The sequence below is a fragment of the Noviherbaspirillum sp. Root189 genome (assembly GCF_001428545.1).
GTDB lineage: Bacteria > Pseudomonadota > Gammaproteobacteria > Burkholderiales > Burkholderiaceae_D > Noviherbaspirillum.
In genome coordinates, this window is sequence record NZ_LMHZ01000017.1 from 77780 (window position 1) to 101324 (window position 23545).

General features: G+C 57.5%; 20 protein-coding genes and 8 pseudogenes. 6 read left to right on the plus strand and 22 right to left on the minus strand.

Annotated elements, in window-relative coordinates; genetic code table 11:
• Positions 1-5: 5 nt before the first annotated feature.
• Positions 6-273 (plus strand): annotated as a pseudogene (locus ASE07_RS29440) (DDE-type integrase/transposase/recombinase); the annotation flags it as partial.
• A gap of 42 nt (positions 274-315) precedes the next feature.
• On the opposite strand, the pseudogene ASE07_RS29700 reads toward ASE07_RS29440, so the two are convergent.
• Together ASE07_RS29700 and ASE07_RS29705 are read right to left on the minus strand one after the other, a co-directional pair.
• Positions 316-405 (minus strand): annotated as a pseudogene (locus tag ASE07_RS29700) (IS6 family transposase); the annotation flags it as partial.
• Positions 406-484: 79 nt separating this feature from the next.
• Positions 485-1567 carry a methyl-accepting chemotaxis protein gene (locus ASE07_RS29705; protein ID WP_162256878.1) on the minus strand — a complete coding sequence of 361 codons (1083 nt, stop codon included), beginning with the start codon at positions 1565-1567 and terminating at the stop codon, positions 485-487.
• 1040 nt (positions 1568-2607) lie between these two features.
• On the opposite strand from ASE07_RS29705, the gene ASE07_RS12450 reads away from it, so the two are divergent.
• Positions 2608-3198, plus strand: coding sequence for a hypothetical protein (locus ASE07_RS12450; protein WP_057291150.1), 591 nt, complete (start codon positions 2608-2610; stop codon positions 3196-3198).
• Positions 3199-3424: 226 nt separating this feature from the next.
• Here ASE07_RS12450 and ASE07_RS28050 read toward each other — a convergent pair.
• From ASE07_RS28050 to ASE07_RS12475, 7 genes and pseudogenes are all read right to left on the minus strand, one after another.
• Positions 3425-3547, minus strand: a pseudogene (locus tag ASE07_RS28050) (IS3 family transposase); the annotation flags it as partial.
• Between the two features lie 105 nt (positions 3548-3652).
• Positions 3653-3766: pseudogene (locus ASE07_RS28770) on the minus strand (DDE-type integrase/transposase/recombinase); the annotation flags it as partial.
• A gap of 37 nt (positions 3767-3803) precedes the next feature.
• Entirely contained in the window at positions 3804-5402 is a 1599-nt protein-coding gene (locus tag ASE07_RS12455) for an MFS transporter (RefSeq protein ID WP_057291151.1), read from the minus strand.
• Positions 5403-5412: 10 nt separating this feature from the next.
• The gene (locus tag ASE07_RS12460) at positions 5413-7308 is read right to left on the minus strand and encodes an amidohydrolase (RefSeq protein ID WP_057291152.1); all 1896 of its coding nucleotides are present in this window, start codon (positions 7306-7308) and stop codon (positions 5413-5415) included.
• Positions 7309-7393: 85 nt separating this feature from the next.
• Entirely contained in the window at positions 7394-7666 is a 273-nt protein-coding gene (locus ASE07_RS12465) for a XapX domain-containing protein (RefSeq protein ID WP_057291153.1), read from the minus strand.
• 79 nt (positions 7667-7745) lie between these two features.
• Positions 7746-8429 carry a hydrolase gene (locus tag ASE07_RS12470; protein WP_057291154.1) on the minus strand — a complete coding sequence of 228 codons (684 nt, stop codon included), beginning with the start codon at positions 8427-8429 and terminating at the stop codon, positions 7746-7748.
• Between the two features lie 156 nt (positions 8430-8585).
• The gene (locus ASE07_RS12475; RefSeq protein WP_057291155.1) at positions 8586-9290 is read right to left on the minus strand and encodes a pirin family protein; all 705 of its coding nucleotides are present in this window, start codon (positions 9288-9290) and stop codon (positions 8586-8588) included.
• Positions 9291-9467: 177 nt separating this feature from the next.
• Between ASE07_RS12475 and ASE07_RS12480 the strand changes: the two genes are divergently transcribed.
• Positions 9468-10394 carry a LysR family transcriptional regulator gene (locus tag ASE07_RS12480; RefSeq protein ID WP_057291156.1) on the plus strand — a complete coding sequence of 309 codons (927 nt, stop codon included), beginning with the start codon at positions 9468-9470 and terminating at the stop codon, positions 10392-10394.
• A gap of 165 nt (positions 10395-10559) precedes the next feature.
• Here ASE07_RS12480 and ASE07_RS12485 read toward each other — a convergent pair.
• A pseudogene (locus tag ASE07_RS12485) lies at positions 10560-10775 on the minus strand (IS110 family transposase); the annotation flags it as partial.
• Between the two features lie 112 nt (positions 10776-10887).
• On the opposite strand from ASE07_RS12485, the pseudogene ASE07_RS29710 reads away from it, so the two are divergent.
• A pseudogene (locus ASE07_RS29710) lies at positions 10888-11037 on the plus strand (transposase); the annotation flags it as partial.
• A gap of 56 nt (positions 11038-11093) precedes the next feature.
• Here ASE07_RS29710 and ASE07_RS29285 read toward each other — a convergent pair.
• Both ASE07_RS29285 and ASE07_RS12495 read right to left on the minus strand, forming a co-directional pair.
• Positions 11094-11435: a hypothetical protein gene (locus tag ASE07_RS29285; RefSeq protein ID WP_057291158.1), complete on the minus strand. Its 342-nt coding sequence runs from the start codon at positions 11433-11435 to the stop codon at positions 11094-11096.
• 124 nt (positions 11436-11559) lie between these two features.
• Complete coding sequence (locus ASE07_RS12495) at positions 11560-12216, minus strand: glutathione S-transferase family protein (protein ID WP_057291159.1); 657 nt, start codon at positions 12214-12216, stop codon at positions 11560-11562.
• Between the two features lie 116 nt (positions 12217-12332).
• Between ASE07_RS12495 and ASE07_RS12500 the strand changes: the two genes are divergently transcribed.
• Positions 12333-13556 carry a polyhydroxyalkanoate depolymerase gene (locus ASE07_RS12500; RefSeq protein ID WP_057291160.1) on the plus strand — a complete coding sequence of 408 codons (1224 nt, stop codon included), beginning with the start codon at positions 12333-12335 and terminating at the stop codon, positions 13554-13556.
• A 66-nt stretch (positions 13557-13622) separates the two neighbouring features.
• Here ASE07_RS12500 and ASE07_RS12505 read toward each other — a convergent pair whose 3' ends face one another.
• Complete coding sequence (locus tag ASE07_RS12505; RefSeq protein WP_057291161.1) at positions 13623-13994, minus strand: cysteine hydrolase family protein; 372 nt, start codon at positions 13992-13994, stop codon at positions 13623-13625.
• A pseudogene (locus ASE07_RS12510) lies at positions 13991-14485 on the minus strand (ABC transporter ATP-binding protein); the annotation flags it as partial. The pseudogene ASE07_RS12510 and the gene ASE07_RS12505, both read right to left, overlap by 4 nt.
• Positions 14486-14865: 380 nt before the next feature.
• On the opposite strand from ASE07_RS12510, the gene ASE07_RS12515 reads away from it, so the two are divergent.
• On the plus strand, positions 14866-16428 hold the full coding sequence (locus ASE07_RS12515) for an MFS transporter (protein WP_057291163.1): 1563 nt from the start codon (positions 14866-14868) through the stop codon (positions 16426-16428).
• Positions 16429-16884: 456 nt separating this feature from the next.
• Here the strand turns inward: ASE07_RS12515 and ASE07_RS12520 are convergent, their stop codons facing one another.
• The 8 genes and pseudogenes from ASE07_RS12520 to ASE07_RS12550 all read right to left on the minus strand — a co-directional run bounded on the left by ASE07_RS12520 (position 16885) and on the right by ASE07_RS12550 (position 23500).
• The gene (locus ASE07_RS12520) at positions 16885-17745 is read right to left on the minus strand and encodes a sulfite exporter TauE/SafE family protein (protein ID WP_235548450.1); all 861 of its coding nucleotides are present in this window, start codon (positions 17743-17745) and stop codon (positions 16885-16887) included.
• A pseudogene (locus ASE07_RS29715) lies at positions 17737-17919 on the minus strand (FAD-binding protein); the annotation flags it as partial. The pseudogene ASE07_RS29715 and the gene ASE07_RS12520, both read right to left, overlap by 9 nt.
• Complete coding sequence (locus ASE07_RS29720; protein WP_235548448.1) at positions 17913-18968, minus strand: YeiH family protein; 1056 nt, start codon at positions 18966-18968, stop codon at positions 17913-17915. The gene ASE07_RS29720 and the pseudogene ASE07_RS29715, both read right to left, overlap by 7 nt.
• A 137-nt stretch (positions 18969-19105) precedes the next feature.
• A complete protein-coding gene (locus tag ASE07_RS12530) occupies positions 19106-19879 on the minus strand; it encodes a ferredoxin--NADP reductase (RefSeq protein ID WP_057291164.1) in 774 nt (257 codons plus the stop codon).
• A complete protein-coding gene (locus tag ASE07_RS12535) occupies positions 19872-20267 on the minus strand; it encodes a gamma-butyrobetaine hydroxylase-like domain-containing protein (protein ID WP_057291165.1) in 396 nt (131 codons plus the stop codon). Before ASE07_RS12535 ends, ASE07_RS12530 begins: the two co-directional genes overlap by 8 nt.
• The gene (locus ASE07_RS12540; protein WP_057291166.1) at positions 20257-21114 is read right to left on the minus strand and encodes an ABC transporter ATP-binding protein; all 858 of its coding nucleotides are present in this window, start codon (positions 21112-21114) and stop codon (positions 20257-20259) included. The genes ASE07_RS12535 and ASE07_RS12540 overlap by 11 nt, the downstream gene beginning before the upstream one ends.
• The gene (locus ASE07_RS12545; protein WP_082584114.1) at positions 21111-22055 is read right to left on the minus strand and encodes an ABC transporter permease; all 945 of its coding nucleotides are present in this window, start codon (positions 22053-22055) and stop codon (positions 21111-21113) included. The genes ASE07_RS12540 and ASE07_RS12545 overlap by 4 nt, the downstream gene beginning before the upstream one ends.
• Before the next feature lie 2 nt (positions 22056-22057).
• A complete protein-coding gene (locus tag ASE07_RS12550; protein WP_057291167.1) occupies positions 22058-23500 on the minus strand; it encodes an ABC transporter substrate-binding protein in 1443 nt (480 codons plus the stop codon).
• Positions 23501-23545 lie beyond the last annotated feature (45 nt).

A 23545-nucleotide genomic window follows, 5' to 3' on the forward strand; every position in this document is an offset into this window, starting at 1 on the left:
ATGTACTTGAGCAGTTAAATACGGAACGAGTAACGCCGATCACGATCCGGCAGGTTAAATACCTCAACAATATCGTCGAGCAGGATCATCGCGCGGTCAAATGAATCACCCGGATGATGCTGGGTTTCAAATCGTTTCGAGCCACCCAAGCCGTCATCGCCGGCATTGAGTTGATGCATATGATTCGAAGGCCAGTTCATGATGAAAGGCTGCGCCGGGATGTCGTTTGCCGACCAGTTTTACGCGTTGGCAGAAGAAGTCCGTCCAGCGTAAGGATTGGGCAAACTTGTCGCACCATCGACGGATCGTCTCCTAATTGACCGTCACGCCGCGCTCGAAGAGCAGATCTTCGATATCACGCAAACTCAGCTGAAAACGTAAATACCAGCGCACGCCGCAACTGATGACGGCGCAGGGGCTTGGGTTTCTTCATCGAACAATTTTTCCAGCATTGTTCGTTAATGTGACAACGCAGCCGTCCCCACTATCGCACAAAACTTACTTTGTCAAAAGGCTCCATTGCATGCTCAAGCTTTTTTACTTGCTCACGCATACTTTCGGCGGCTGACGATGTCTGACCTACTAAGGCATTGTTTTCCTGGGTGACCAGTTTCATTTCACGTACGATCTGGTTGACGCCGTCAATGCCATGCTGTTGTTCTTCACTTGCAGCAGCGATTTCTCCCATAATGCTGGCGACTTGCTTAACCGAGCTTACAATTCGTTCCATCGTCTGTCCAGCATCATCGACGAGTCTTGCTCCATTTTCGACCTTATTGACTGAGTCGCTAATAAGGTTCTTTATCTCGCTCGCAGCGATTGCACTACGCTGAGCGAGACTTCGAACTTCGGCAGCAACAACCGCAAATCCGCGTCCTTGTTCACCTGCTCGCGCCGCTTCGACGGCGGCATTCAGGGAAAGAATATTGGTCTGAAACGCTATACCATCTATCACGCTTATGATGTCAACGATCTTGTGTGAACTTGCTTTAATCGCGCCCATGGTCCCGACCACCTGCGTTACAACGTCCCCGCCGGCCTGTGCAACAGTCGACGCAGTTACAACCAAATTGTTTGCTTGTATTGCATTTTCTGCATTTTGTTTGACCGTTCTGGTAAGTGCCTCCATCGCATTTTCGGTTGATACCAAACTTGTGGACTGCGTTTCTGTGCGAGTGGTCAAATTGGCGCTGCTTATCGCAACGGCCTGCGACACCTGAGCCATCGTTCGCATACCGTCGCGGACGTTTGTGGCAGTGGTTCGCATTGTGTCGAGGGCACCGTGTAGCATGCGACTGCTTTCGGTCACCATCGTCGATTCTCTATGCAGCAAAATTGCGAGATAGGACAGCACCGCTGTTTCCACGACCACATACGTGGCATGCACAAGAACGATGTCAAGTCCGGGATGCGTGAAGCAGAAGGTGGGATACCCCCACTTTTGGAGATAGCTGAAACTGAAATGATGAACAGCAGCGACTGTTGCTCCGGCAACGATGACACGCCAGTCCTGATAACAAAGCAAAAAGGCTAGCATGACAAAAATGCCAAAGTGCAGCTCCGTCATGCCATGTGCTTGGTGAATGTGCAACGCGCAAAACATGATCAGTGCACTCGCCACACAAAGTCGAGTGGCGAGCGCGCCAGGCGCAAAAGATATTAGTATCGTTGGGACCAGAGCGAGGGGCAGCCCAATAAGAAGGGCTATAGAGAATGTATCATGCCACCTAGATAATGCTAGTGAAACAAAAAACAACATCCAGAGCAGTGGTAGAAATAGTTTGTCAGCTCGAATGTGCTCTTTCTGTCTTGTGGATTGGTGCTGACTCATTTTCGAAAGCCTGTTCTTTTCTTAAGTAACCTATAGATGGCTGTCATGGCACTTTCCACTAAGCCTAAGGCAAGACTAACTATATGTATCCCGTTACAAACCCGATTGATATTACGTTGCATAGGGGAATGTTGCATCCCATATTAATGGGAAATGCACGGTGAGGGCGCGACGTCGTGATGGCAAAAGCACGGCAGCCCCGAACAAATTCGGAGTTTGTTTGGATCGTGTCGTATCCGAAACGTTTCGGCATTTACCGCCTTGACGACAAACGGCTTCGGGCAACCTATGTCGTCTAAAAGAAGGCCTGTCTTTTTGGACCTAAAGCTGCCTGCAATTGATGACCTAGTAATTCTCACGACAAGCCCGTCTGCACCACCACTGAATGATTTGCACAAAGACGCTTATAGCCCAACTGACGATACTTTTAACGATAGCCACATTCGCCCGGATAGCATTAGGGCGTGTCATTAATAAAGTTATATGTCACAAATTCTGGTGTGTTTTATGTCTAATGCCACGATGACGCGAGCACAGAACAACGTTAGTAACGGGCTGCCGACTCAGCGTTATCTTGAAAACGAGTGCCAGAACGACTCGGAAGATTCAAAACGGCGTCCCATCCAATTTGTCGCTGTGCGCCAAACTTTTTCTCGATTTAGATAAGTAGTTTCTAAGCCTGTTTCACTTTTCCAACGCTCCCATGAATATGGGGAGGCATCCAATAAAGGTTTACGGTCTACTTGTGGTTTGTTTAAGCACACAAAATAGAAGATATGCAAAAACACACGCTGTTTTCATTCGGGTTGGCTCTCGCGCTTGTTGGCGGAGGTGTTTTTCTGCTCAATAACTCGATGTCTGGCTTTTGGCAGCCATCCGAAGATGCACCTGCGAGTTCGACAAACGAAGCGAACTCCGTTATTTCAATCCGTGAACCCGTTAATGCGGCATTACCGGACCAGCCAAAACGAGCATCACTCGATGAGCGCTCTGCCGCGGGCGGCATGATCAATAAATGTCTCATTGAAGAAAAAACAGTCTACGTTGACCAAAAGTGCCCGACTGGCGCTACTGCTCAAGAGATTCACCTTTACGACACCGCAGGTGTTATCAGTCCGCCAAAAGCGGACCTTCAGGTCCTTACTGTACAGCGCAAAGCAGCCGAGGCAGAAGAGCACCAGGCGGGGCGTAATCAAGTGGTGACCGTAGGCGCATCCCAGTCAAAATCGAACCAATGTGCCTTCCTCGACCGGCATGTCGAGTACTTAGATTCGATGGCACGACAACCGCAGTCTGGTTCCACGCAAGATTGGATTAGAGACGAAAAATCTAAGACCCGGGACCGACAGGCTTCCCTTGGTTGCTAAATAGTCATTAGATTTATGCGGGAGGCGTCTGATAGTCGCCAGCACAATGAGGTCCGGTACTAGCTCTAGTCAATATCCCTGGAGTTGCCCCTATTAAATCGGACACCCTACGGCTAATTGGGCGCGGATGATGATCCGCTTGGGTTTCCCGGACCAATCCGAGGGCGAGTTTTCGGCGTTGTGATCCGCTTGGCTTGATCTTGGCTTGCCGAGTGACCACTATCTTGCGGCGCTTGGGCAGCTTGGAGCGTAGCTGCAGTTGTTCTTCGCTATAGAGTCGGTACATCTGGTTCTTGCCAAGCTGCCAGCCTTCGCGCTTGAGCAGTACGTGGATGCGCCGATAGCCGTAACAGCGCTGTCACGTTAATGAATCAGGAACACAGTGAGAGCTGGTCCAATCAATGCTCAAAAAGCAGTGCACGGATTTTGGGCGAGACCAATGATCTGATGAGCGCTTGGCGGCTACCGTGACGCGGCGCTTTTGCAGCAGGATATCAAGCTCGGCTCCATGCTGATCGACGGCGCGCCACAGCAGGAAAGGTTCCCTGCCGATGTTGACGAACACTTCGGTATCCTGAGTTTCAGGACGATGTTAATCCGCCGCTCTAATCCGAACGCCGGGCGGCCAGGAAGTGGCGTACCACGGGCTTCCCCTCACCCCGGTGAAAGCGCATAACCTCGGCCTGGATATCGGCATCGGCGCGGGACACCCTTTGATGCTGGCGCAGGTGCTCGGCCCACGATTCGACCTCAAACCATTCGAGCATCAGGCCGGGGGCGGCCACGTCTTCCGCGATTCCCCAGGCATAGGCGCCGTCGCGCCGCCGTTCAGCCGACAAGCGCGTGACTGCGGCGATGAAGGCCGCGCGCTCAACGGGCTCGATACGGTACTCGATCTGGATCAGCACCGGACCGCGATCGTACTCGACGGGTTCCGCCGTCAGCGGTTCGGGCCAGTAGTTGGAGGGCGTCAGGTCGGCTTCGCCGCGAGGCAGCTTGAGCCGGTGCGCGGCCAGTCCGGCCAGTACCAGTCCCACTGCGCCGACCTGCAATGTGTAGGGCACGCCGATCCCTTGCGCCACTGCGCCCCAGCCCAGGCTGCCCGCCGTCATGGCGCCGTTGAACACGGTGAGGTACACCGCCAGCGAGCGCCCGCGCACCCAGTTGGGCAGGATGGACTGCGCCACGCCATTGAGCGTGGTCAGCGCGGTGATCCATGCCGCCCCCAGGAGCAACAACGCGATCACCGCCGCCCATTGCGGCGGCGCGAAGGACAGGAAGGCCATCACCGTGGCCGTGACCATGGCTGCCGCCAGCAGCAGCCCATCGGCGTTCAGGCGGGCACGCAGCTTGGGCATGACAACTGCGCCGCCGATCGCACCCAGGCCGACCGCGCCGAGCAGGATGCCGTAAAAGCCGGCGCCGCCGCCGAGCAGCTGGCGCGCCAGGAGCGGCAGCAGCGCCCAGACCGAACTCGCCAGCGCGAAGAAGACGAAGGCGCGCGCCAGCACGACGTGCAGTTCGCGGCTGGCGCGAGCGTAGCGCAGGCCGGCGCGGAAGGCGCCCAGGAAACGTTCGGACAGGGCGTCCTGCGCGGCTGGTGGTCGCCGCCACCAGAGCAACGCGGCGATGACAAACACGTAGCTGATGACGTCGATGCCGTAGGTGAAGGCGGCACCCAGGGTGGACAGAATCAGTCCGCCCAGGGCCGGACCGGTCGCACGCGCGATGTTGATGCCCAGCGAGTTGAGCGCCACTGCGCCCTTGAGGTCCTTTTTTTCCACCAGCTCAGGCACGATGGCCTGCCAAGTTGGTCCCATCAGCGCCGCACCGACGCCGCCGAGGAACGTCAAGGCCACGAGCGAAGTGATCGATTGCAGGCCTGCGGCCGACAGCAGCATCAGGCCGATGCTTGCGCAGGCCATCAGCACCTGAATGCCGATCAGGAATTTGCGCCGGTCAAGGATGTCGGCCAGGACGCCCGCAGGAATCGCCAGCAGGAATACCGGCAGCGTGGCGGCCGCCTGCACCATCGCCACTGCCGCAGGCGAAGGCGACAGGTCGGTCATGATCCATGCGCTGGCGACGTCGCGGATGAAACTACCGGTGTTTCCGATCACCGTTGCCGCCCACAGCACGGCAAACAGCGTCTGACGCAAGGGCGCGAAGCTGCCGCCTGTCGATGTTTGTGCGTTTGGCGCCATGGGGATCTCCTTACACAGCCCAACAGGAACAGCCGAGTGCGCCGAAGAAGCCCTTGAGGTCCGAGGCCGGCACCTTCGAGGCCCAGGCACGCGCGTGCTCGTGGCCATGCAGGCCGCAAGCGCTGGCGCAACCGCAGGAGGCGACCAACTGGTAGCCCGGCGGCTGCAGCGAGTTCCTGCCGGCGCCGTCCGGCTCGCCCCAGGCCCCGTAACCCTTGAAGGTGCGCGTGGGCGACCAGTCGGGCATGGCTGGCGGCAGCGGCGTGTCGTCCAGCGGCGCGAAGTCGCCCGCGCCGTAGACCACGCGCCCGCCCACGACCGTGAGGTCTGAGGTCAGGAAAGAAATCTCGTCTTCGGGCACGCCGAAGTAGTCCTTGCTCGGCATGATCAGGTCGGCGAACTGGCCTGCCTGGATGCGTCCGCGCTTGCCTTCCTCGTTGGAGAACCAGGCCACGTTCTCGGTCCACATGCGCAACGCGGTCTCGCGATCGATCAGCTTGTGCCGCGGATAGAGCTGCAGGCCGCCCACGGTCTTGCCGGTCACCATCCACGACAGCGATACCCAGGGGTTGTAGGAAGCCACGCGGGTGGCGTCGGTGCCGGCCGAGACCTTCACGCCCTTGTCCAGGATGCGTGAGATCGGTGGGGTGGTTTCGGCAGCCCTCGCGCCGTAGCGCTCGACGAAGTATTCGCCCTGGTAGGCCATGCGGTGCTGCACGGCGATGCCGCCGCCGAGCGCGGCGATGCGGTCGATGGATCGGTCGGAAATGGTTTCGGCATGGTCGAAGAACCAGTTGATGCCGGCCAGCGGGGTGTCCCGGTCGACCTTTTCGAATACGTCGAGCGCGCGCGAGATGGTTTCGTCATAGGTGGCGTGCAGGCGCCAGGGCCACTTGTTCTGCGCCAGGATGCGCACCACTTCCTCCAGCTGGCCCTCCATTTCGGGCGGCATGTCGGGACGCGGCTGACGGAAGTCCTCGAAGTCGGCGGCCGAGAACACCAGCATCTCGCCGGCGCCGTTGTGGCGGAAGTAGTCGTCCCCCTGCTTGTACTTCACGCTGGAGGTCCACTTGAGGAAGTCCTCCTTCTCCTGCCCGGGCTTTTGCGTGAACAGGTTGTAGGCCAGGCGCACGGTCAGCTGGCCCTCGTCGGCCAGCTTCTGGATAACCGCATAGTCTTCCGGATAGTTCTGGAAGCCGCCGCCCGCGTCGATCACGCCGGTCACGCCCAGGCGGTTGAGTTCGCGCATGAAGTGGCGCGTGGAGTTGACCTGGTAGTCGAAGGGCAGCTTGGGGCCCTTGGCCAGGGTCGCGTAGAGAATCATGGCATTGGGCTTGGCCAGCAGCAGGCCGATCGGATTGCCGTTGCCGTCGCGCGTGATCTCGCCGCCCACCGGATCGGGCGTATCCCTGGTGTAGCCGACGGCGCGCAGGGCCGCGCCATTGAGCAGGGCGCGGTCGTAGAGGTGCAGCAGGAACACCGGCGTGTCCGGCGCGATGGCGTTGATCTCGTCTAGGGTGGGCAGGCGCTTCTCGACGAACTGGTGCTCGGTGAAGCCGCCAACCACGCGCACCCATTGCGGCGCGGGCGTGATGGCAACCTGGCGCTTGAGCATGTCGAGCGCATCAGCCAGCGAACGCACGCCGTCCCATCGCAGTTCCAGGTTGTAGTTGAGGCCGCCGCGCACGACATGTGTGTGGTTGTCGAACAGGCCGGGCAAGACGTGCCGGCGCCTGAGGTCGACGAGCTTCGTTGCGGGACCGGCCAGGGCCAGGATGTCCTGGTCCGCGCCGACGGCCAGGAACTTGCCGTCCTTGACTGCGACGGCGCTGGCGATGGGATTGGCGCGATCGAGGGTGGTGATCTGGCCATTGTGGAAGACGATATCGGGAATGGAATCGGCCACGGTGGACTCTCCTTTCAAGCACTTCGGCGATGGCGTTGCGTCCTCCGGGCCATGCTGGCGGACGTACTTCAGGATAGGACGTTATTCAGATCCGGTCTGTTTTATCCGTCTGCTGTCCGGCATGCCGGCCGGGCAACTGGCCGAACAGATGGCTGACGGTATGTTCCTTGTCGCAGGCGCTGGCGAACGGGGTTCCGCCAAGCAATTGCTTGCCGACCGGGATGATCTGTTCACCCACGAGAATGCCGAGCAGCCCCACCAGGGCGACCAGGGGCGGCGCGGGCGAGCGTACGTTGAGCAGGCTGTAGATGATGCCGACCAGCAAGCCGGCGCCTAGGGAAAGGGCGTAGATTTTCATGGTTCACCTCGATTCACGGCCATGTATGGCTGTTCCCCCAGCAGGCGCCGAGGGGATTGCAAGGAGAGCTTGCCTGGGCTTACTTGGCCGGGTTCGGGCCGACGCGCTCGCCGTGCTTCACGCGCTCGGGCGACTTGTGGACCATGGTATAGGCATAGTCCACACCCATGCCGTATGCGCCGGAATGTTCCGTGACGATCTCGATCACCTCGTTGTACGTTTCCTTGCGCGCCCAGTCGCGCTGCCATTCGAGCATCACCTGCTGCCAAGTCACCGGCACGATGCCGGCCTGCACCATGCGGTCCATGGCGTACTTGTGCGCATCGATGGAGGTGCCGCCGGAGGCATCGGCCACCATGTAGATTTCGTAGCCGCCTTCCAGCGCGGCGCAGAGCGCGAAGGTCGTGTTGCAGACTTCCGTCCACAGGCCCGAGACGATGACCTTCTTGCGGCCGTTGGCGGCCAGCGCATCGCGCACGTTCTGGTCGTCCCAGGAGTTCATCGAGGTGCGCTCCAGGATCTTGTGCTGGGGGAATACGGCCAGCAGTTCGGGATAGGTGTGGCCAGAGAAGCTTTCGGTCTCGACGGTGGTGATGGTGGTCGGGATGTTGAATGCTTTCGCTGCCTTGGCCAGCGCCACGACGTTGTTCTTCAGTACCTGGCGATCGATCGACTGCACGCCGAAAGCCATCTGCGGCTGCTGGTCGATGAAGATGATCTGGCTGTTCTGCGGTGTCAGGACTTCGAGATACTTTTTGGACATACTAATTCTCCTCCGATGATGGGAATGGGTTGAAAGAAGCGGCGTGCATTGCTGTTCGTGTTGCATTCGTACCGATGCGGCTGCTGCGGGAGCAACCGGCCCGGGCCTTGCGCGGAGGACGCCGCAAAACCTCCCCGCGTATTTCTGTCTGCTGGATCAGGCAGGCGCGTCCACCAGTATCAGCTCGGCATCCTCGCTGGCGATGACACGGATCAACGCCTCGTCGCTGATGGCCGCGCCGTCGCGTGCATTCAGCGCCACACCGTTGACCTCGACCTTGCCCTCGGCCGGCACCAGGTAGCCGTAGCGCCCGGCGCCGGAGAAGCGGTACTCGGCGGTCTCCCCTGCCTTCAGCGTGGCGCCCAGCACCCGCGCGTCGGCACGGATCGGCAGCGCATCCTCGTCACCCCGGATGCCGCTGGCCAGGGCCACGAACTTGCCGGAACGGTCGTCCCCCGGAAAAGGCTTGGATCCCCAGGACGGCGGCTCGCCGCGCCGGTCCGGGAATATCCAGATCTGGAAGATCCGTGTAATACCTGGCTCCGTGTTGTGCTCGGCATGGCGGATGCCCGTGCCTGCGCTCATCACCTGCACGTCGCCGGCCACGGTGCGGCCCTTGTTGCCCAGGTTGTCCTGGTGGGTGATCGCGCCTTCGCGCACGTAGGTAATGATTTCCATGTCGGCATGCGGATGCGGCGGAAAGCCCGTGCCCGGCTCGATGGTGTCGTCGTTCCAGACCCGTAGCGCGCCCCAGTGCACGCGATCGGGATCGTGATATCCGGCGAAGGAAAAGTGATGCTTGGCATCCAGCCAGCCATGGCGGGCTCCACCGAGGCTTTCGAAAGGACGGCGTTCAATCATGACGTTCTCCTGTGTGGTCTATTTGCGATGGATTCAGTTTAGGTCTTTTCCATCATGTGGAGAATCGAAGGAATGGAATCTCATCCTTTCCATTTTTGATTGGATTGGCATATGCTCCCTATCTCATGCCGGGGACGCTCCCGTCATGCATTGACTTGCATTATTTTCAGAAGACACATGAAAACACTACCGGACCTGGAAGCCTGGGCCATCTTCGCCAAAGTCGCCGAGACTGGCTCCTTCGCCCGTACCGCGGCCGAGCTTTCGCTGTCGCAGGCCACGGTGTCGAAGGCTATTACCCGCCTGGAGGCGCGCATGAAGACCATGCTGTTTCATCGCACTTCGCGGCGCATGTCCTTGACTGAAAGCGGCTACGCCGCCCTGGAGAGGGCCTCGCGCATCCTGGAGGATGGCGAGGCGGTGGAGGCTGAGATTGCCGAACAGTCCTCGAGCCTGCGGGGCCTGGTCCGGCTCGCGGCGCCGATGTCGTTCGGCATCACGCGGTTGGCGCCGATGTTGCCGGGCTTCATGGAAGCCCATCCCGAGGTGGCGCTGGACGTGCAGTTCGACGACAAGATGGTGGACCTGGTGGGCGACCGCTACGATCTGGCGCTGCGCATCTCCAATCTGGTCGATTCCAGCTTGCTGGCGCGACGCCTATGCACGGTGCGCCTCCTGTTGGTCGGCGCGCCCGGCTACTTCGAGCGCCACGGGCGCCCGCAGCATCCGCGCGACCTGGTCAACCACCGCATCCTGCAGTACATCTATACGCGCGGGGGAACGAGTTGGCGCTTCCGCCACAAGCGGCACGGCGAGTTCTCCCAGGCCGTTCCGGCGCGCCTGTTCGTCAATAATGCCGAAGCGCTGGAGCCCGCCCTGCGCGCCGGCCTGGGGCTGGCGCTGCAGCCGGAGTTCCTGGCCTGGCAGGACCTGCAGTCCGGCGTGCTGGAGACGGCCATGGACGACTGGCAGGTGGAGCCGATCTCGCTGCACATCGTCACGCCGCCGGGGCGCAGGCGTCCCGCGCGCGTGCAGGCCCTGATCGACTACCTGGCCGAGCGCCTGGCCAGCGAACCTTGGACATACGACACGAGAATGCCGTGAATAGATTTTCACAGAATCGAATTTCTTAACCAACGCACCAGGAAGTCGTACCGTAGTGCGTGCTCATGCTCGCGCACTTCGCTTCACTCGATTCATGGCGCGCGTGCTGTCATTCGCTTTGCCCAAAACAGAAGCAATGTAAAGAATGCTTGACTGGGACAATTACCGGGCCGGATGCCCCATTGCCACCAGCTCGCGCATCCGGTAACGCGCGCTGCCGCAAGCGTTCATCCCGATCAGACACGGTTGCAGCTTGATAAAATATTCCAGCATCTTCGACCGGTCCAGCTTCTTGCACAATACCGCTTTCCCGTGGCCATCTATGCCATGAATTTGAAACACGTTCCTTGCGAGATCGATGCCAACAGTAGCAATCTTCACGGTGGAATGTAAGCCTAGTCGAGCAATTCCTTGGGCAAATTGACAATAAAATCGGTCAGCCCCTTCGTTCCTTGTCCCGGGCTCAAGTGCTTTACCATCGCAGCCGACGCTCGTGCGGCAGCATGAAACTGCACGTCGACTCGGAGTGCCGGTGGCGACGCTTGGCAACTGGGTGCGAAGGCAACGGAAGGGACAGCAGCCCACCCAGGCAGATGCGGCCACAGCACCAAAGCGCCCAGTGAGCGAACTTGAGGCGGAGGATGGCCTACGGTGGCCGACTTGTTTAAAACTATCAATAGCCAACGTTTTCCGTCATGATTATTCCTTTTTATCTTCCTTTACAACGACAACTTCGATGCCGAAGCAGGGGGTTGATTCGCCGAATAGGTAATCATGCAAAAGCTCCCGCACCTCTTCATTCAACGGATTTTCGTCCATACGGAGTAGACGTGCATGCAGCACTTCGTCACCATTGACTTCAGCCTCTTGTTGCGCTTGGCTGACTAGCCACTGATCATAGAGTGTGAGCTGTCGGCTACTTTCTATGAGCGCATAAGGTGGCTCGGGAATGGTACGACCGGAACATGTCAATATGAGGCCGTTCTTGCCGCTACGAACCTGATTTGATATAAACGATTTCGCCAAAGAAAATATTCTCATATCGACCTAGCTCCAATCATTAGGAGGGACATTCGGCGATTGACGGGTTTCGACGCTAACCAAACAGATGCACTGCCATCCCCAAGATGGGGCGCACTGCTCCATTTAAGGGATTGCCGTTAACTTAGAATTCCGTTTCAAGTTCGTCGATTTGTTCTGGTTCAACGAGTGCAGCAGCAGTCCATTCCTGCATTGCCGGTAATTCCAGAACGGTCTTGCAATACGCTTCCATTTCTCGATTCAACTCAACATGGTAGGTCATGAAGCGAGTCACCACCGGCGCATACATGGCATCCGCAAGTCCTGGGGTGCTGCCAAACAAAAACGGACCGCCATAGGTTGTTAGGCAATCCTTCCATATAGAGTCGATGCGGCCAATATCCGCCTGTGCCCGATCCCATATCTTGAAGTTCTCGAATCGACCTCTGATATTCATAGGTAGCGCAGAGCGAAGCGAAGTGAATCCCGAGTGCATTTCACCGCAAATGGCACGGCAATGCGTGCGCGCTCCTAAATCCGTAGGGATCAATTTTGCCTTCGGCCGGACTTCATTAAGGTATTCGCCGATAGCGAGCGTATCCCATACCTTCAGACCATTGTGAGTCAGGCAGGGAACGAGAATCGAGGGGGCAAGCAGTAGAATTTCAGCACGAACGGATGGATCGTCGAGCGAAACGATGTGTTCTTCGAAAGGCAATCCAGAAAATTTCATCATGAGCCATCCACGCAGGGACCATGATGAATAGTTCTTGCTGCTGATCGTGAGGATTGTGCGCTCCATTTGCGACCTCCGTACGCATGACCTTTGGTAGAGGCCACGCAAGCAGCATGCCATCGTGGCGTGCTACTTGCTTCGCAGTGATGAATTGTTGTGTAACATAACAGTCTGGAGTGGCCATGCAATATCATGTATATCAGGCACAGGCGGATTTCATTAAGAAGGTGCAACTTATCCTTCAGATGACGCATGCGAGCGTGACTAGTCCGTTGCTGCGTCAGCAGCAGATTGTCAAGCAAATTGGTGCACTTTCGGAAATTGTTTCCGCTGCACGCATTACCCATACGCGACCGAACTTCGGTATTGACCGCATTAGCGTTAATGATGGACATGGCACACGCGATGTTGCAGTCCGTGAAGTACCCGCCCTGGTTTTACCATTTGGGACCTTGCTGCATTTTAGAAAGGAGTCGGTCGAGGCACAGCCACGGGTATTAATTGTTGCACCGCTGTCAGGCCATTTCAGTACGCTCATGCGTGAGACCGTGCGGACAATGCTTGCCGATCATGATGTGTATGTCAGCGACTGGCATAACGCCTGCAATGTGCCCCTTGCAAGCGGTGGATTTGATATGGAAGACTATGTCGACTACCTGATCCGCTATCTGACGTTGCTGGGTCCAGGTACACATATCGTAGCGGTCTGCCAGCCTTGTGTGGCTGCACTTTGTGCTACCGCCATTCTGGCCGAGGATGGCAATCCGGTGCAGCCTAGAACGTTGACGCTCATGGCCGGGCCGATCGATACGCGTATCAATCCAACTTCGGTGAACGAACTTGCCGTCAAGCGCCCTCTGCACTGGTTCGAGAAGAACCTGATTAGCACCGTCCCTTGTCGGTATCCCGGTGCGATGCGCCGTGTTTATCCTGGCTTTTTGCAACTGACAGCTTTCCTCAATATGAATCTGGAACGGCACCTCATGTCGTTCAACGAGTTGCACCGTGCTTTGCTTGAAGAGGACTCAGCGAAGGCAAATACGATCAGCCGTTTCTATAAGGAGTACTTTGCAGTTCTTGATCTATCGGCGGAATTCTATTTGGAGACGGTACGGCTAGTTTTTCAGGAGCACGCACTGCCACGCGGGGAAATGATGTGGAAAGGAAGCCGCGTCGATCCGGCGGCAATCCACCATACGGCCCTGTTGACGGTAGAGGGTGAGCGCGATGATATCTGTGGACTAGGGCAGACCATGGCGGCACATGATCTCTGCCGCAACATACCCACCCGTCTAAAATTGCATCACATGCAGGTCGGAGCAGGGCACTACGGCGTGTTCAGTGGACGGCGTTGGGAGCAACAGATTTATCCGGCTGTGCGCAGTTTGATTTACTCAAGGCAGTGAAGTACCTAAAGCTAACAGGCCGCATAAGGGTGATGGGCACCTTAAAAGCTGGGGAAGTGCCTCCGTTTAGGTTACCAATCGCGCCTCATGCAGCCGGTGCAACGTGATTTTACGTACTTCAATCTTGCTCTGCTGTATATGTGAGCGCAGCATCGGGTTGCGACGCGCAAGTTTGGACGGCGGGCAGTCCGACAGATCAGGCAAGTGAGATTCGCGTGTGTGGATGGTCAGCAGACCTTGGCGCCGGGCGAAAGCGAGCAAGCCGGCCACTGCAGGCACGCTATGCGCCAGTGGCGTGACATCGTTGCCGAGCGATTCGCCGAAACCGCCTTGTTCGATGAAATCCCTTTGCATATCGATGACGATAAGAGCTGTCGTTCGATAGGGAAAGCGGTAAGTGCAGGGTGCCGCATTCACGATGCATTCAGGTGTCGTCATGCGGCTTGCTCCAGTGGCGTTTCGTCGACATGACTTGCCATGTACCGACCCAGCGTAGCCCGGTCAACATGGCGCGTTGCGCATTCATAAACGATGCGGCCGTTTGCCATCACGACCAGACGGTCCGATAGTTCCAGCAACTCGTCCAAATCCTCGCTGACGAGCAGCACCGCAGCGCCTTCCTCGCGCGCAGCGAGAATCCGTCCATGAATGTCGGAGACCGCCTTGAAATCAAGTCCGAACACCGGATTGGCAGCAATGAGGATGTTGGCACCCGCAGCAAGCTCCCGTGCCAGTACCGCACGTTGTACATTACCGCCCGACAAGGTGCCGATCGGGCGTTGCGGCAGCGCCGGCTTGACGTTGAACGCAGCAATGAGCTCCCTGGCTCTGAGCTGCATTGAAGCGCGGTCGACTCGCCATCCACGGCGGATGTATTGCGGACTGTCGAAATCCCGCAATGCCATGTTTTCCGCGACGCTCATGCCGGCAAACTGCTTCTCCCAATTATTGTGGAAGGTCAAGCGCTCAAAGATTGAGCAGTAATGGTTGACAACCCTATTTGTAAAAATCGACAGCGCCTCCCTGTGCGAGTAGTAATTGTATTGGTAGCAGTTAGCAGCATCACGCCTTTCGCTTACGGAAGCCGTCCGAAAGGTCGGCTACGCAGACTGGTATAATTATTTTATTGCGGCCAAGAAATAGCGCTTCGCGTTGAGACAGGGCCAAACCTCGTCGTCGATCTATGAAATACTCAGGTTGAAGATCAATGTTCCTGCCTCTACCTTTGTCCTATTCTCGCATGCAAACCGAACCTCCTCCGGATCCATCGCGTCACCCATCCTTACCGCCCCATGTGGAGGCGGAATCGATGTCACCTTTGCTGCCGTTGAAACGCCCGGTCTTCCGCATGCTCTGGAGCGTATGGCTGACGGCCAATATCTGCATGTGGATGAATGACGTGGCGTCGGCCTGGATGATGACCTCACTAACTACAGCACCGATCTGGGTTGCGCTGGTGCAGACAGCCTCCACCTTGCCGGTGTTCCTGCTGGGACTACCAAGCGGCGCTTTCGCCGATATTCTCGATCGCCGCCGCTATTTCATCATGACCCAATTCTGGGTTGCGGCAGTGGCCGTGGTCCTGTCGGTGACCATCCTGGCAGGTTGGATGACCCCCTGGCTATTGCTTGCCTTGACGTTTGCGAACGGTATTGGGCTTGCAATGCGATGGCCTGTATTTGCGGCCATCGTGCCCGACCTAGTGCCTCGCAACGAGTTGCCGCTCGCCCTGGCTCTGAACGGTGTTGCAATGAATGCGTCGCGCATTATTGGGCCGCTCATTGCCGGCGCACTCATTGCAGGACTGGGCAGCGCGTATGTATTCGTGCTTAATGCCGTGCTGTCATTGATCTGCGGTTTTGCCATCATGCGCTGGCGTTATGAAAGACCGCCTAACCCGCTAGGGCGTGAACGTCTGCTGAGTGCGATGCGGGTGGGCATACAGTTTGTTGGCCAGTCGTCTCGCTTGAAGGCGGTCTTGTTGCGCATTTCGCTATTCTTTTTTCATTCAACTGCACTGCTCGCTCTACTGCCGTTGGTAGCCCGTGGGCTCCAAGGCGGCGATGCTGGCACATTCACCCTACTACTGGCGTCGATGGGGGCAGGCGCTATCCTGGCGGCCATGTTCTTGCCACAACTGCGCCGGATGATGTCCCGCGATGCCCTAGTAGTACGCGGCACGATGCTGCAATCGGCGGCCACTTTCGTAATTGCCTTCGCGCCGAATGTGTACGTAGGCGTAATAGCGATGTTTTTTGCAGGCATGGCATGGATTACGACGGCGAACTCGCTTAGTGTCTCAGCCCAGCTGGGCTTGCCGAACTGGGTGCGGGCACGAGGCATGTCGATGTACCAGATGGCGATCATGGGGGCAAGCGCGGCCGGCGCGGCCGTCTGGGGGCAAGTAGCCACGCTGCAGACGGTCCAGATCAGCTTGGCAGTTGCGGCGATCACTGGCACTTTGGCTATGTTAACGGCGGAGCGGCTTGTAGTGGACCGCGGTATAGAAGAAGACCTAACGCCCTCGCGCGAACTGAAAGCGCCGGTGTTCGATCTCCCGGCACAACGAACCCACGTCGTCGTCACAATCGAATACATCATCGATCCTCAGCATGACAACGAATTCCGCGCACTCATGTTGGACAGCCGTCGCAGCCGCCTAAGACAAGGGGCGCTGAAGTGGGATCTACTGCATGATATTTCGGATCCGGGCCGCTATGTGGAGCAGATCGTCGACGAGTCATGGACAGAGCACTTGCGGCGCTTTGATCGCGTTACCGCATCAGATGTGGCCTTGCGTGAACGCAAACTGGCTTTTCACATCGGACAGACAGCGCCGGTTGTCAGGCGCTTTCTTATTGAAGCGGGCTGACCATGGTTACGCCTGAAGATTGCCCTTTCAGACTTGCACGCATTCCCGGTTGGAAAGGTGATTGCTTGAATCGTTATTCTCGGCCATTTTACTAACCTGCACCGTGGCCTTTGTATCGTGACATCGAGCATAAGACGCCCGAATGTGTAAGGCACTTCTCGGTCTTGAATACGTAACGTCCGAATAAACGTGGGATCAACCCGATACCAAGGGCATGCGGCGGTTCGCAACATACAGCGTCGTGCATGAATTGGGGGGCTGACGTCGTTGTCCGTTTAACCCGCAGCAGTCGATATGGAAAGGGAAGGGAAGAGTAGCTAAATCGCAGATGACGAACGAGCCTCAACTATCGATACTGAGAAGAAGTCCCAGTTCGTCAGGCGGATAGGTCACTTGGATATGGAAATGGTGAAGTGTTACCGGCGTTCGAGCAGGGTGGTGGACATGTGTTCTCCGTTATAAGGTTCGCAGAAGAAAGGTAACTCCGGCCACCAGGCACAAGCCACCCACGAAGCGCTTGATCAAGGCGGCATCGACGCGATGAATGATGAAGGCGCCCAGCAGGACACCACCAATTTCAAAAACGGCTATGAAGGCCGCAAGCGCATAGTCGATACTGACGTAATGCAGATTGGCGATCGTACCGGACAATGCGCCGACGATCTGCAGAACCTGGCCGACGCCGATCGCCGTCAGTGCTGAATAGCCGCACAACATCATTAACGGCACCGACAGCGCCGGGCCGCCGATGCCGGTCAGGCCTGAAAGAAAACCAGTCAACGCACCGATGGCCACCAGCCTCATCCGGCGCCGGCGTTCATCGGATGGCAGGTGCAATGCACTACCATCGCCACGGGCACTCAAAGTATAGACGCCCGCGACGAGAATGACCGCAGCCAATACCAGGGACAGCATGGTCATGCTCAAGTGGTGACCGATCCATGCGCCGGCAAATCCGGTCGCGGCCGCGCTCAGGCAGATCGGCCGCACCAGCGACCAATCGATGCTGCCCTTGCTGTGAAAATAGACGGCACCCGCAACGCCGGTAAATATGAAGGTGAATAGCGAGGTCGCCATGCTTTGGTGGATATCCATACCTATCAGTAGCATCAAGGCCGGCGGCATGAAGAAGCCGCCGACGCCGGCCGCGCCGACCAGGACGCCGATGGCAATGGATATTAATACAAGACTGGTGTGCGTCGGCATGGCTCCTCGACCAATACGGCTTAAGCCATCATTATAACTCGTTATGACGAGTTGAGCGAGTAATGTACACGTTGCCAGCCGCTTCTGTTCTTGCTGCAAGGCCGCGATCATCTTGCCGGTCTGCCCGACCTGCACATCGTTGGAGAGGAAGCCGGCATCGACAGCGGCACGCGATGCTCCGATCGCTGCACCCGCCATGTCGGCCATTGGCTTCAGCATTCTGAAGTTGCCACTAGAACCGAGGCCGCGCCCGCGAGCCACCACCACGCGCGCGGCAGCTACATCGCAAACCGTATCGCCAGGAGGACCAGCCCCGCGATCCAGACCGTCTCGGACACCAGCATGAGAATCGGTTTCCATCCGAGCGAAGCCAGTGATTGAAACGAGGTCTTCACACCCAGCGCCGCGATCGCCATTACCAGACAGAAGCGCGACGCATCGTTGATCCATTCCGATGCAAGGTGCGGGATCCAGTGCACGCTGTTAGCCGCCATCATCAGCACGAATCCGATCAGGAAGAAGGGAATGAGCGGCGTACCGACCGGTTCCTGCGCATCGATGCTGTTGCGGTAGGAATAGGAAACCACGATGACAATGGGCACCAGGCAGGCCACGCGAAACAGCTTGACTAATGTCGCAACTTCACCGGTATGGTTGGAAATAAGATACCCTGCGCCGACGACTTGCGCGACGTCGTGTATGGTGCCGCCGATAAAGACGCCTGCCGAAGTGTGATCAAGCTCGAGAAAATGCACGATGAGCGGATAGATGATCATCGCCAAGGTGGACAGCGTGGTCACGCCTACCACGGCAAGCAGTGTGAACTGGTCATTTTCCTTCGTTTTCGGCAGAACGGCCGAGATTGCCAGCGCCGCCGATGCGCCGCAAATGGCCACCGCGCCGCCAGACAGCAAGCCTTCCGTTCTGCCGCGTCCGAGGAAGGATGCAACCGCGCAGCCGACCGCAATGGTGGAACCGACCGCGAGCAGCACGATGATCAAGGACTTCGATCCCAGCGATGCCATTTGTTCGAACGTCACACGCGCGCCAAGCAGCGCCACCCCGGTACGCAACAGCGTCTGGCTGCAGAACTGAATGCCGGGCAGGCAAACGGCATCCTGTGCCAAGAAGTGAAACGCCAGGCCGAAGAAAAGCGCATACAGCAGCTGCGGACCGCCATACGCCGTGGAGACGAAGGTAGCCGCCAAGGCGATGACGATGCAAATCGCCGAACCAGGCCAATTGCGTCGAAGCGCCATCGGATGCCAGGCCGCGAAAAATGTTGTCGAACGTCGCGCAATGGGCAAGCCGGGCAAATTATTCTCTCGGTTCATCTCGTTTTCACTTTCACCGGGCGAGCGCGCTCCGCAGACGATACGGCACCGCTTTGCGGCGCCGTATCGCCATGATCGGATATGGACTGCGGGATTGGCTGAATAGGCTCGTGCAGTAAACGGGCCGGGACGCGTAGCTACTTGTCTACAAACGCGCGCTCGATTACGTAATGCCCGGGGCGGCTCATGTTGCCTTCTGTTAAACCGTGCGTTTCCAGCACTTCCACCGTGTCTTTCAGCATGGCCGGACTGCCACACAACATGAAACGGTCGGTACCGACATCAAGCGGCGGTACGCCGAGCTTCTCGTAAAAGTGCTCACTGACCAGCAAATCGGGAATGCGGCCCTGGTTTTCAAACGGCTCACGCGTGACCGTCGGATAGTAGACCAGGCGACCGGCAACGATTTCGCCGAGGAATTCATCGCTGGGCAAGTCCTCGGCGATGCGCTTTTGATAGGCAAGTTCGTCGACCTGACGACAACCGTGTACCAGGATCACCTTTTCGAACTTCTCATAGATGTCCGGATCGCGAACGATGCTCATGAAGGGCGCCAGGCCGGTTCCCGTACCAAGCAGATAAAGGTGTTTACCCGGCAGCAAATTCTGGCTGAGCAAGGTGCCCGAGGCCTTGCGGCCGACAAGAATGCAATCCCCGATCCTGATGTTCTGCAGGTGTGACGTCAATGGACCGTCCGGTACTTTGATGCTGAGGAATTCCAGCTGCTCTTCGTAATGGGGGCTGACCATGCTGTACGCGCGCATCAGTGGCTTGCCTTCAACATCAAGGCCGATCATGGCGAACTGCCCGCTCTGGTAGCGGAAGCTGGGCTCGCGCGTAGTGGTGAAGGAAAACAGGCGGTCTGTCCAGTGATGAACAGACAGAACTTCCGCTTCATAAAAATTACTCATCGCGCCATCCTTTCATCAATGCTTCGGTAAACCCGCTCGTAGTCGGGCCGAAGGCGATTTGTTTGAGATATGTCCATGGATAGATACCGCGTTCATGACCGTCGGAAAAGAATAGCTGTAAGGCCGTAGAACCGAGCGGTTCTACTTTCAGCAACACAAGGTCGTCGGCCACCGGGAGCACGTCGTTGATCAAGCGGCGTGTGCTCTCACATACACTGCAACGACAGGAGCGCCGCAATACGCGGTGTGAAAGGATCGCATGCTTCCCGTCCCATACCAGCTCCAGCGTATGCGCCTTCTTGTTGAGATTGATTTCCGAAGGCCATGTCGATGACGGCATATCGCTTACGTCGATCGGCGCTGCGGCCACTGCATCATCACAAGACATTGGTAACGCCCTCCGGTCCGATTTCCATGCTGAGGCCGGCGTAGCCACCATCAATCAGTTCGCCATCCATCGCCGCCAGGCTTTCCTCGCGAATCAGCTTCTTGATCGAGCGAATCAGTGTTGCAAACTCGGGGGTATCCATCATGTCCGGCGTGCGTGGGCGCGGTAGCGGCACCTTGATCTCAGCCTTGATGCGACCCGGTCGCGCCGTCATCACATAAATGCGGTCGGAAAGGAAGATTGCCTCTTCGATGTCGTGCGTGATAAATAAGACGGACAGGCGTAGCCGCTGCCACATATTAGTCAGGATTTCCTGCATGACCGAACGCGTCTGCGAATCGAGCGCGCCGAAGGGTTCGTCCATCAGCAATACCTGCGGGCTGGTGGCCAGCGCGCGGACGATGCCCACGCGCTGTTTCATGCCGCCCGACAGTTGTGACGGGTAATGATTCTCGAAAGCGAGCAGACCGGCGAGACCAAGCAGCGTGCGCGCCTGCGTCTCTCGCCGTGACGGCGAAACGTTTTTCATCTTCAGACCGAATTCGACGTTCTTGCGCACCGTCATCCAGGGGAACAGCGAGTACTGCTGGAACACCACGCCGCGGTCGGATCCAGGTCCGTCGATACGTTTGCCGTCCAAAGTAAGTACGCCACTATTCGCCTTGGTAAAGCCGGCGACCGCATTCATCAGTGTCGATTTGCCGCAGCCGGACGGGCCAATCAATGAAACGAATTCGCCCGGCTGCACGTTCAGCGATACCGATTTCACTGCCTGCACCGTTTCGCCTCGCGCCTTGAAGCTGATGTTGAGGTCACGTACTTCGATATGGCCGGATAGGGTGCTCATTTTCTCGCTCCTTCCGCCACGCCCATCCACGGCATGGCAAGTTTTGAACAGATGTTGATCGCCTTGCTGCACAGTAGACCCAGTACGCCGATGGTGATCATGCCCAATGCGATGTCGGGATACGAGATCAGCGAATATGCCTCCCACGTGAAGTAGCCGATACCGAACTGGCCAGAAATCATTTCCGCCGCAATCAGCGATACCCAGGCGACGCCCATGCCGATGGCGAGACCGGTAAAAATGTGTTGCACCGCACCGGGTATCACCACGTACAGAATGATGTCCTTTTCCTTTGCTCCCAGGCTGTGTGCCGCCCGGAACAGCACTTCATCGATTTCCTCCACGCCGTGGATCGTGTTGATCAGGATCGGGAAGAAGGCGCCAAGAAACGTGATAAACACGATGCTGACCTCATTGCTCGGCCAGAGCATGATGGCCATCGGCACCCAGGCAATCGCCGGAATTGGCCGGAACAGCTCCATCGCCGGCATCGTCAGTGAACGGAAGATGCGGTAGCGTCCAACCATGATGCCGAGTACCGTACCGATGATCGCCGCGCCGAAGAAGCCCAGAAGAACTCGCCGCACGCTAATGCCGATGTTCACCAGGAACTTGGTCGACTGATTGACTTCGAGAATGCTGCCCCAGACGTCCATCGGCGTTGGAATATTACCGAAGCGCACGTAGAAGTCGACCTTGTACCGCGTGGCGAGGTACCAGGTGAGCAACACGACCGCGATCGAAAAGCTACCGAGAAGCGTTGCGCCGACCCGGGATTCAAGCCAGCTCTTTAGTGAAAAGGGCATGGCCGGAGCCGCGCTTGACGCGGCACCACCTTCGATTGCTTCCAGCTTGGGCTGACGTATCGGCTTCCGACGAATCGGGTGGGGCGGCGCAGCTGTGGCTGGCGGCGCCTTTGATTGACGATCTGTAAGAGCCATGGTCATTTCTCCATCTTGGCGAGCACTTGCTCGTAGGTTGCGACCGTGCCGCCGGTTTTCGCTGCACTTGCCTCTGCATCCTTTTTCAGCAGGAAGGGCATCACTTCAAGCTTCGAACCACTGCCGCTGACCGCATAGAAGGCTCTGTCGGCAAACACTTTGATACCGAGCGCTTGATCGAACACATAGGCAACTGCAATTTTCTTGCCAGCTCCCTGGTATTTATTGATCCCCATGAAGGTGCACAGCGGCGAGCTGAGCGGCACAATGTCGCCACCGTCGATCCAGATTTCGCCAGCGTTCTTCGGATTGCTAATGGTCTTGTCGCACACCGGATCCTTGCCTTGGATGTCGTAATTGGCGAGTGTCTGTTTCTGTGCATCGTAGTTGAGACCGCGTTCCTTGAACGCATCGCGCAGATAGCTTTCGTTGACCCAGGCGTCGACGTCGAACTGCTTTACGCGTCCGAGCTTCTGCAGTATGCCAAAGCTGGTCTTGACGGCATTGACCAAAACCGGCTTGATGGTGGGGTCCATCGTATGAATGCCGTTAGGTCCGAGGAAGATGTAGACTACCTCCTTCTCGATCTTGGTCCACTGTTCGATCTTTTCCGCGGCCAGCTTCGGGTTCTTGCGTACCCAGTCGTCTGCGTCCATCATTGCGCGGATATAGGCGATCACGACTTCCGGATATTTCTTGGCGAAGTCCTTGCGGACGACAATGCCGTGGAAGGTCGGAACCTTCGTTTCAGCTCCGTCAAAGATTTTTCTTGCAAAGCCGCGATACGGCAACAGTTCGGCAAACGGAACGAAATCGGCGTGCCCATCGATTTTCTTTTCCTGCAAATTGGTCGTGCCAATTTCCGGCGTCTGGCTCACCAGGTTCCAGTAATCTTCGGGCCATCCACGTGCCTGCATGGCCTGAAGCAGCATGCCGTGCGCCGCTGAGCCGAAAGGCACGGAAACGTTCTTGCCTTTCAGATCGGACAGTTGGTAGTACGGACTGTCTTTATGGACGACCAGACCATTGCCGGCGCCGAAGGCGTTATAGGCGATTACCGCGATCAACTCAGTCTCATTGCCCTTGCTTTGCTGGCCGTTGGCGCCGTTGATCAGCAGCGGATAGTCGCCCATCATGCCGATCTGGATCTTGTTGGCCATCATGCCGTTGGTCACCGGAGGACCGGACGTAAAGTTCTGCCAGTCGAACTTAAACTCGACATTCGCATACTTGCCGGTCTTCGGGAGATATTTGTCGAGCAGTCCGAGTTCCTTGATAACGATGCCGCCGGTCACCGTATTCGTTGTGGTGTTCTGCGTGCCGATGCCAATGGTAACGACGTCTTTGGCATAGACATGCGAGGTAAGCAGAAAGCATGCGGACAATGCAGCAGTGCGAATGATGCGGAAGCCGGCGCGGCCTGGCTTGAAGCGCGAGAGTGTCATGTTGAATCCTTCCAGAGTTAGTCAAGGATGAAAAGCTGGCGCATT

Coding starts and splice junctions, on each gene's coding strand:
- ASE07_RS29705 (WP_162256878.1), bottom strand. CDS start 1,567: ATGACGGAGCTGCACTTTGGCATTTTTGTCATGCTAGCCTTTTTGCTT.
- ASE07_RS12450 (WP_057291150.1), top strand. CDS start 2,608: ATGCAAAAACACACGCTGTTTTCATTCGGGTTGGCTCTCGCGCTTGTT.
- ASE07_RS12455 (WP_057291151.1), bottom strand. CDS start 5,402: ATGGCGCCAAACGCACAAACATCGACAGGCGGCAGCTTCGCGCCCTTG.
- ASE07_RS12465 (WP_057291153.1), bottom strand. CDS start 7,666: ATGAAAATCTACGCCCTTTCCCTAGGCGCCGGCTTGCTGGTCGGCATC.
- ASE07_RS12470 (WP_057291154.1), bottom strand. CDS start 8,429: ATGTCCAAAAAGTATCTCGAAGTCCTGACACCGCAGAACAGCCAGATC.
- ASE07_RS12475 (WP_057291155.1), bottom strand. CDS start 9,290: ATGATTGAACGCCGTCCTTTCGAAAGCCTCGGTGGAGCCCGCCATGGC.
- ASE07_RS12480 (WP_057291156.1), top strand. CDS start 9,468: ATGAAAACACTACCGGACCTGGAAGCCTGGGCCATCTTCGCCAAAGTC.
- ASE07_RS29285 (WP_057291158.1), bottom strand. CDS start 11,435: ATGAGAATATTTTCTTTGGCGAAATCGTTTATATCAAATCAGGTTCGT.
- ASE07_RS12495 (WP_057291159.1), bottom strand. CDS start 12,216: ATGGAGCGCACAATCCTCACGATCAGCAGCAAGAACTATTCATCATGG.
- ASE07_RS12500 (WP_057291160.1), top strand. CDS start 12,333: ATGCAATATCATGTATATCAGGCACAGGCGGATTTCATTAAGAAGGTG.
- ASE07_RS12505 (WP_057291161.1), bottom strand. CDS start 13,994: ATGACGACACCTGAATGCATCGTGAATGCGGCACCCTGCACTTACCGC.
- ASE07_RS12515 (WP_057291163.1), top strand. CDS start 14,866: ATGTCACCTTTGCTGCCGTTGAAACGCCCGGTCTTCCGCATGCTCTGG.
- ASE07_RS12520 (WP_235548450.1), bottom strand. CDS start 17,745: ATGATCGCGGCCTTGCAGCAAGAACAGAAGCGGCTGGCAACGTGTACA.
- ASE07_RS29720 (WP_235548448.1), bottom strand. CDS start 18,968: ATGAACCGAGAGAATAATTTGCCCGGCTTGCCCATTGCGCGACGTTCG.
- ASE07_RS12530 (WP_057291164.1), bottom strand. CDS start 19,879: ATGAGTAATTTTTATGAAGCGGAAGTTCTGTCTGTTCATCACTGGACA.
- ASE07_RS12535 (WP_057291165.1), bottom strand. CDS start 20,267: ATGTCTTGTGATGATGCAGTGGCCGCAGCGCCGATCGACGTAAGCGAT.
- ASE07_RS12540 (WP_057291166.1), bottom strand. CDS start 21,114: ATGAGCACCCTATCCGGCCATATCGAAGTACGTGACCTCAACATCAGC.
- ASE07_RS12545 (WP_082584114.1), bottom strand. CDS start 22,055: ATGGCTCTTACAGATCGTCAATCAAAGGCGCCGCCAGCCACAGCTGCG.
- ASE07_RS12550 (WP_057291167.1), bottom strand. CDS start 23,500: ATGACACTCTCGCGCTTCAAGCCAGGCCGCGCCGGCTTCCGCATCATT.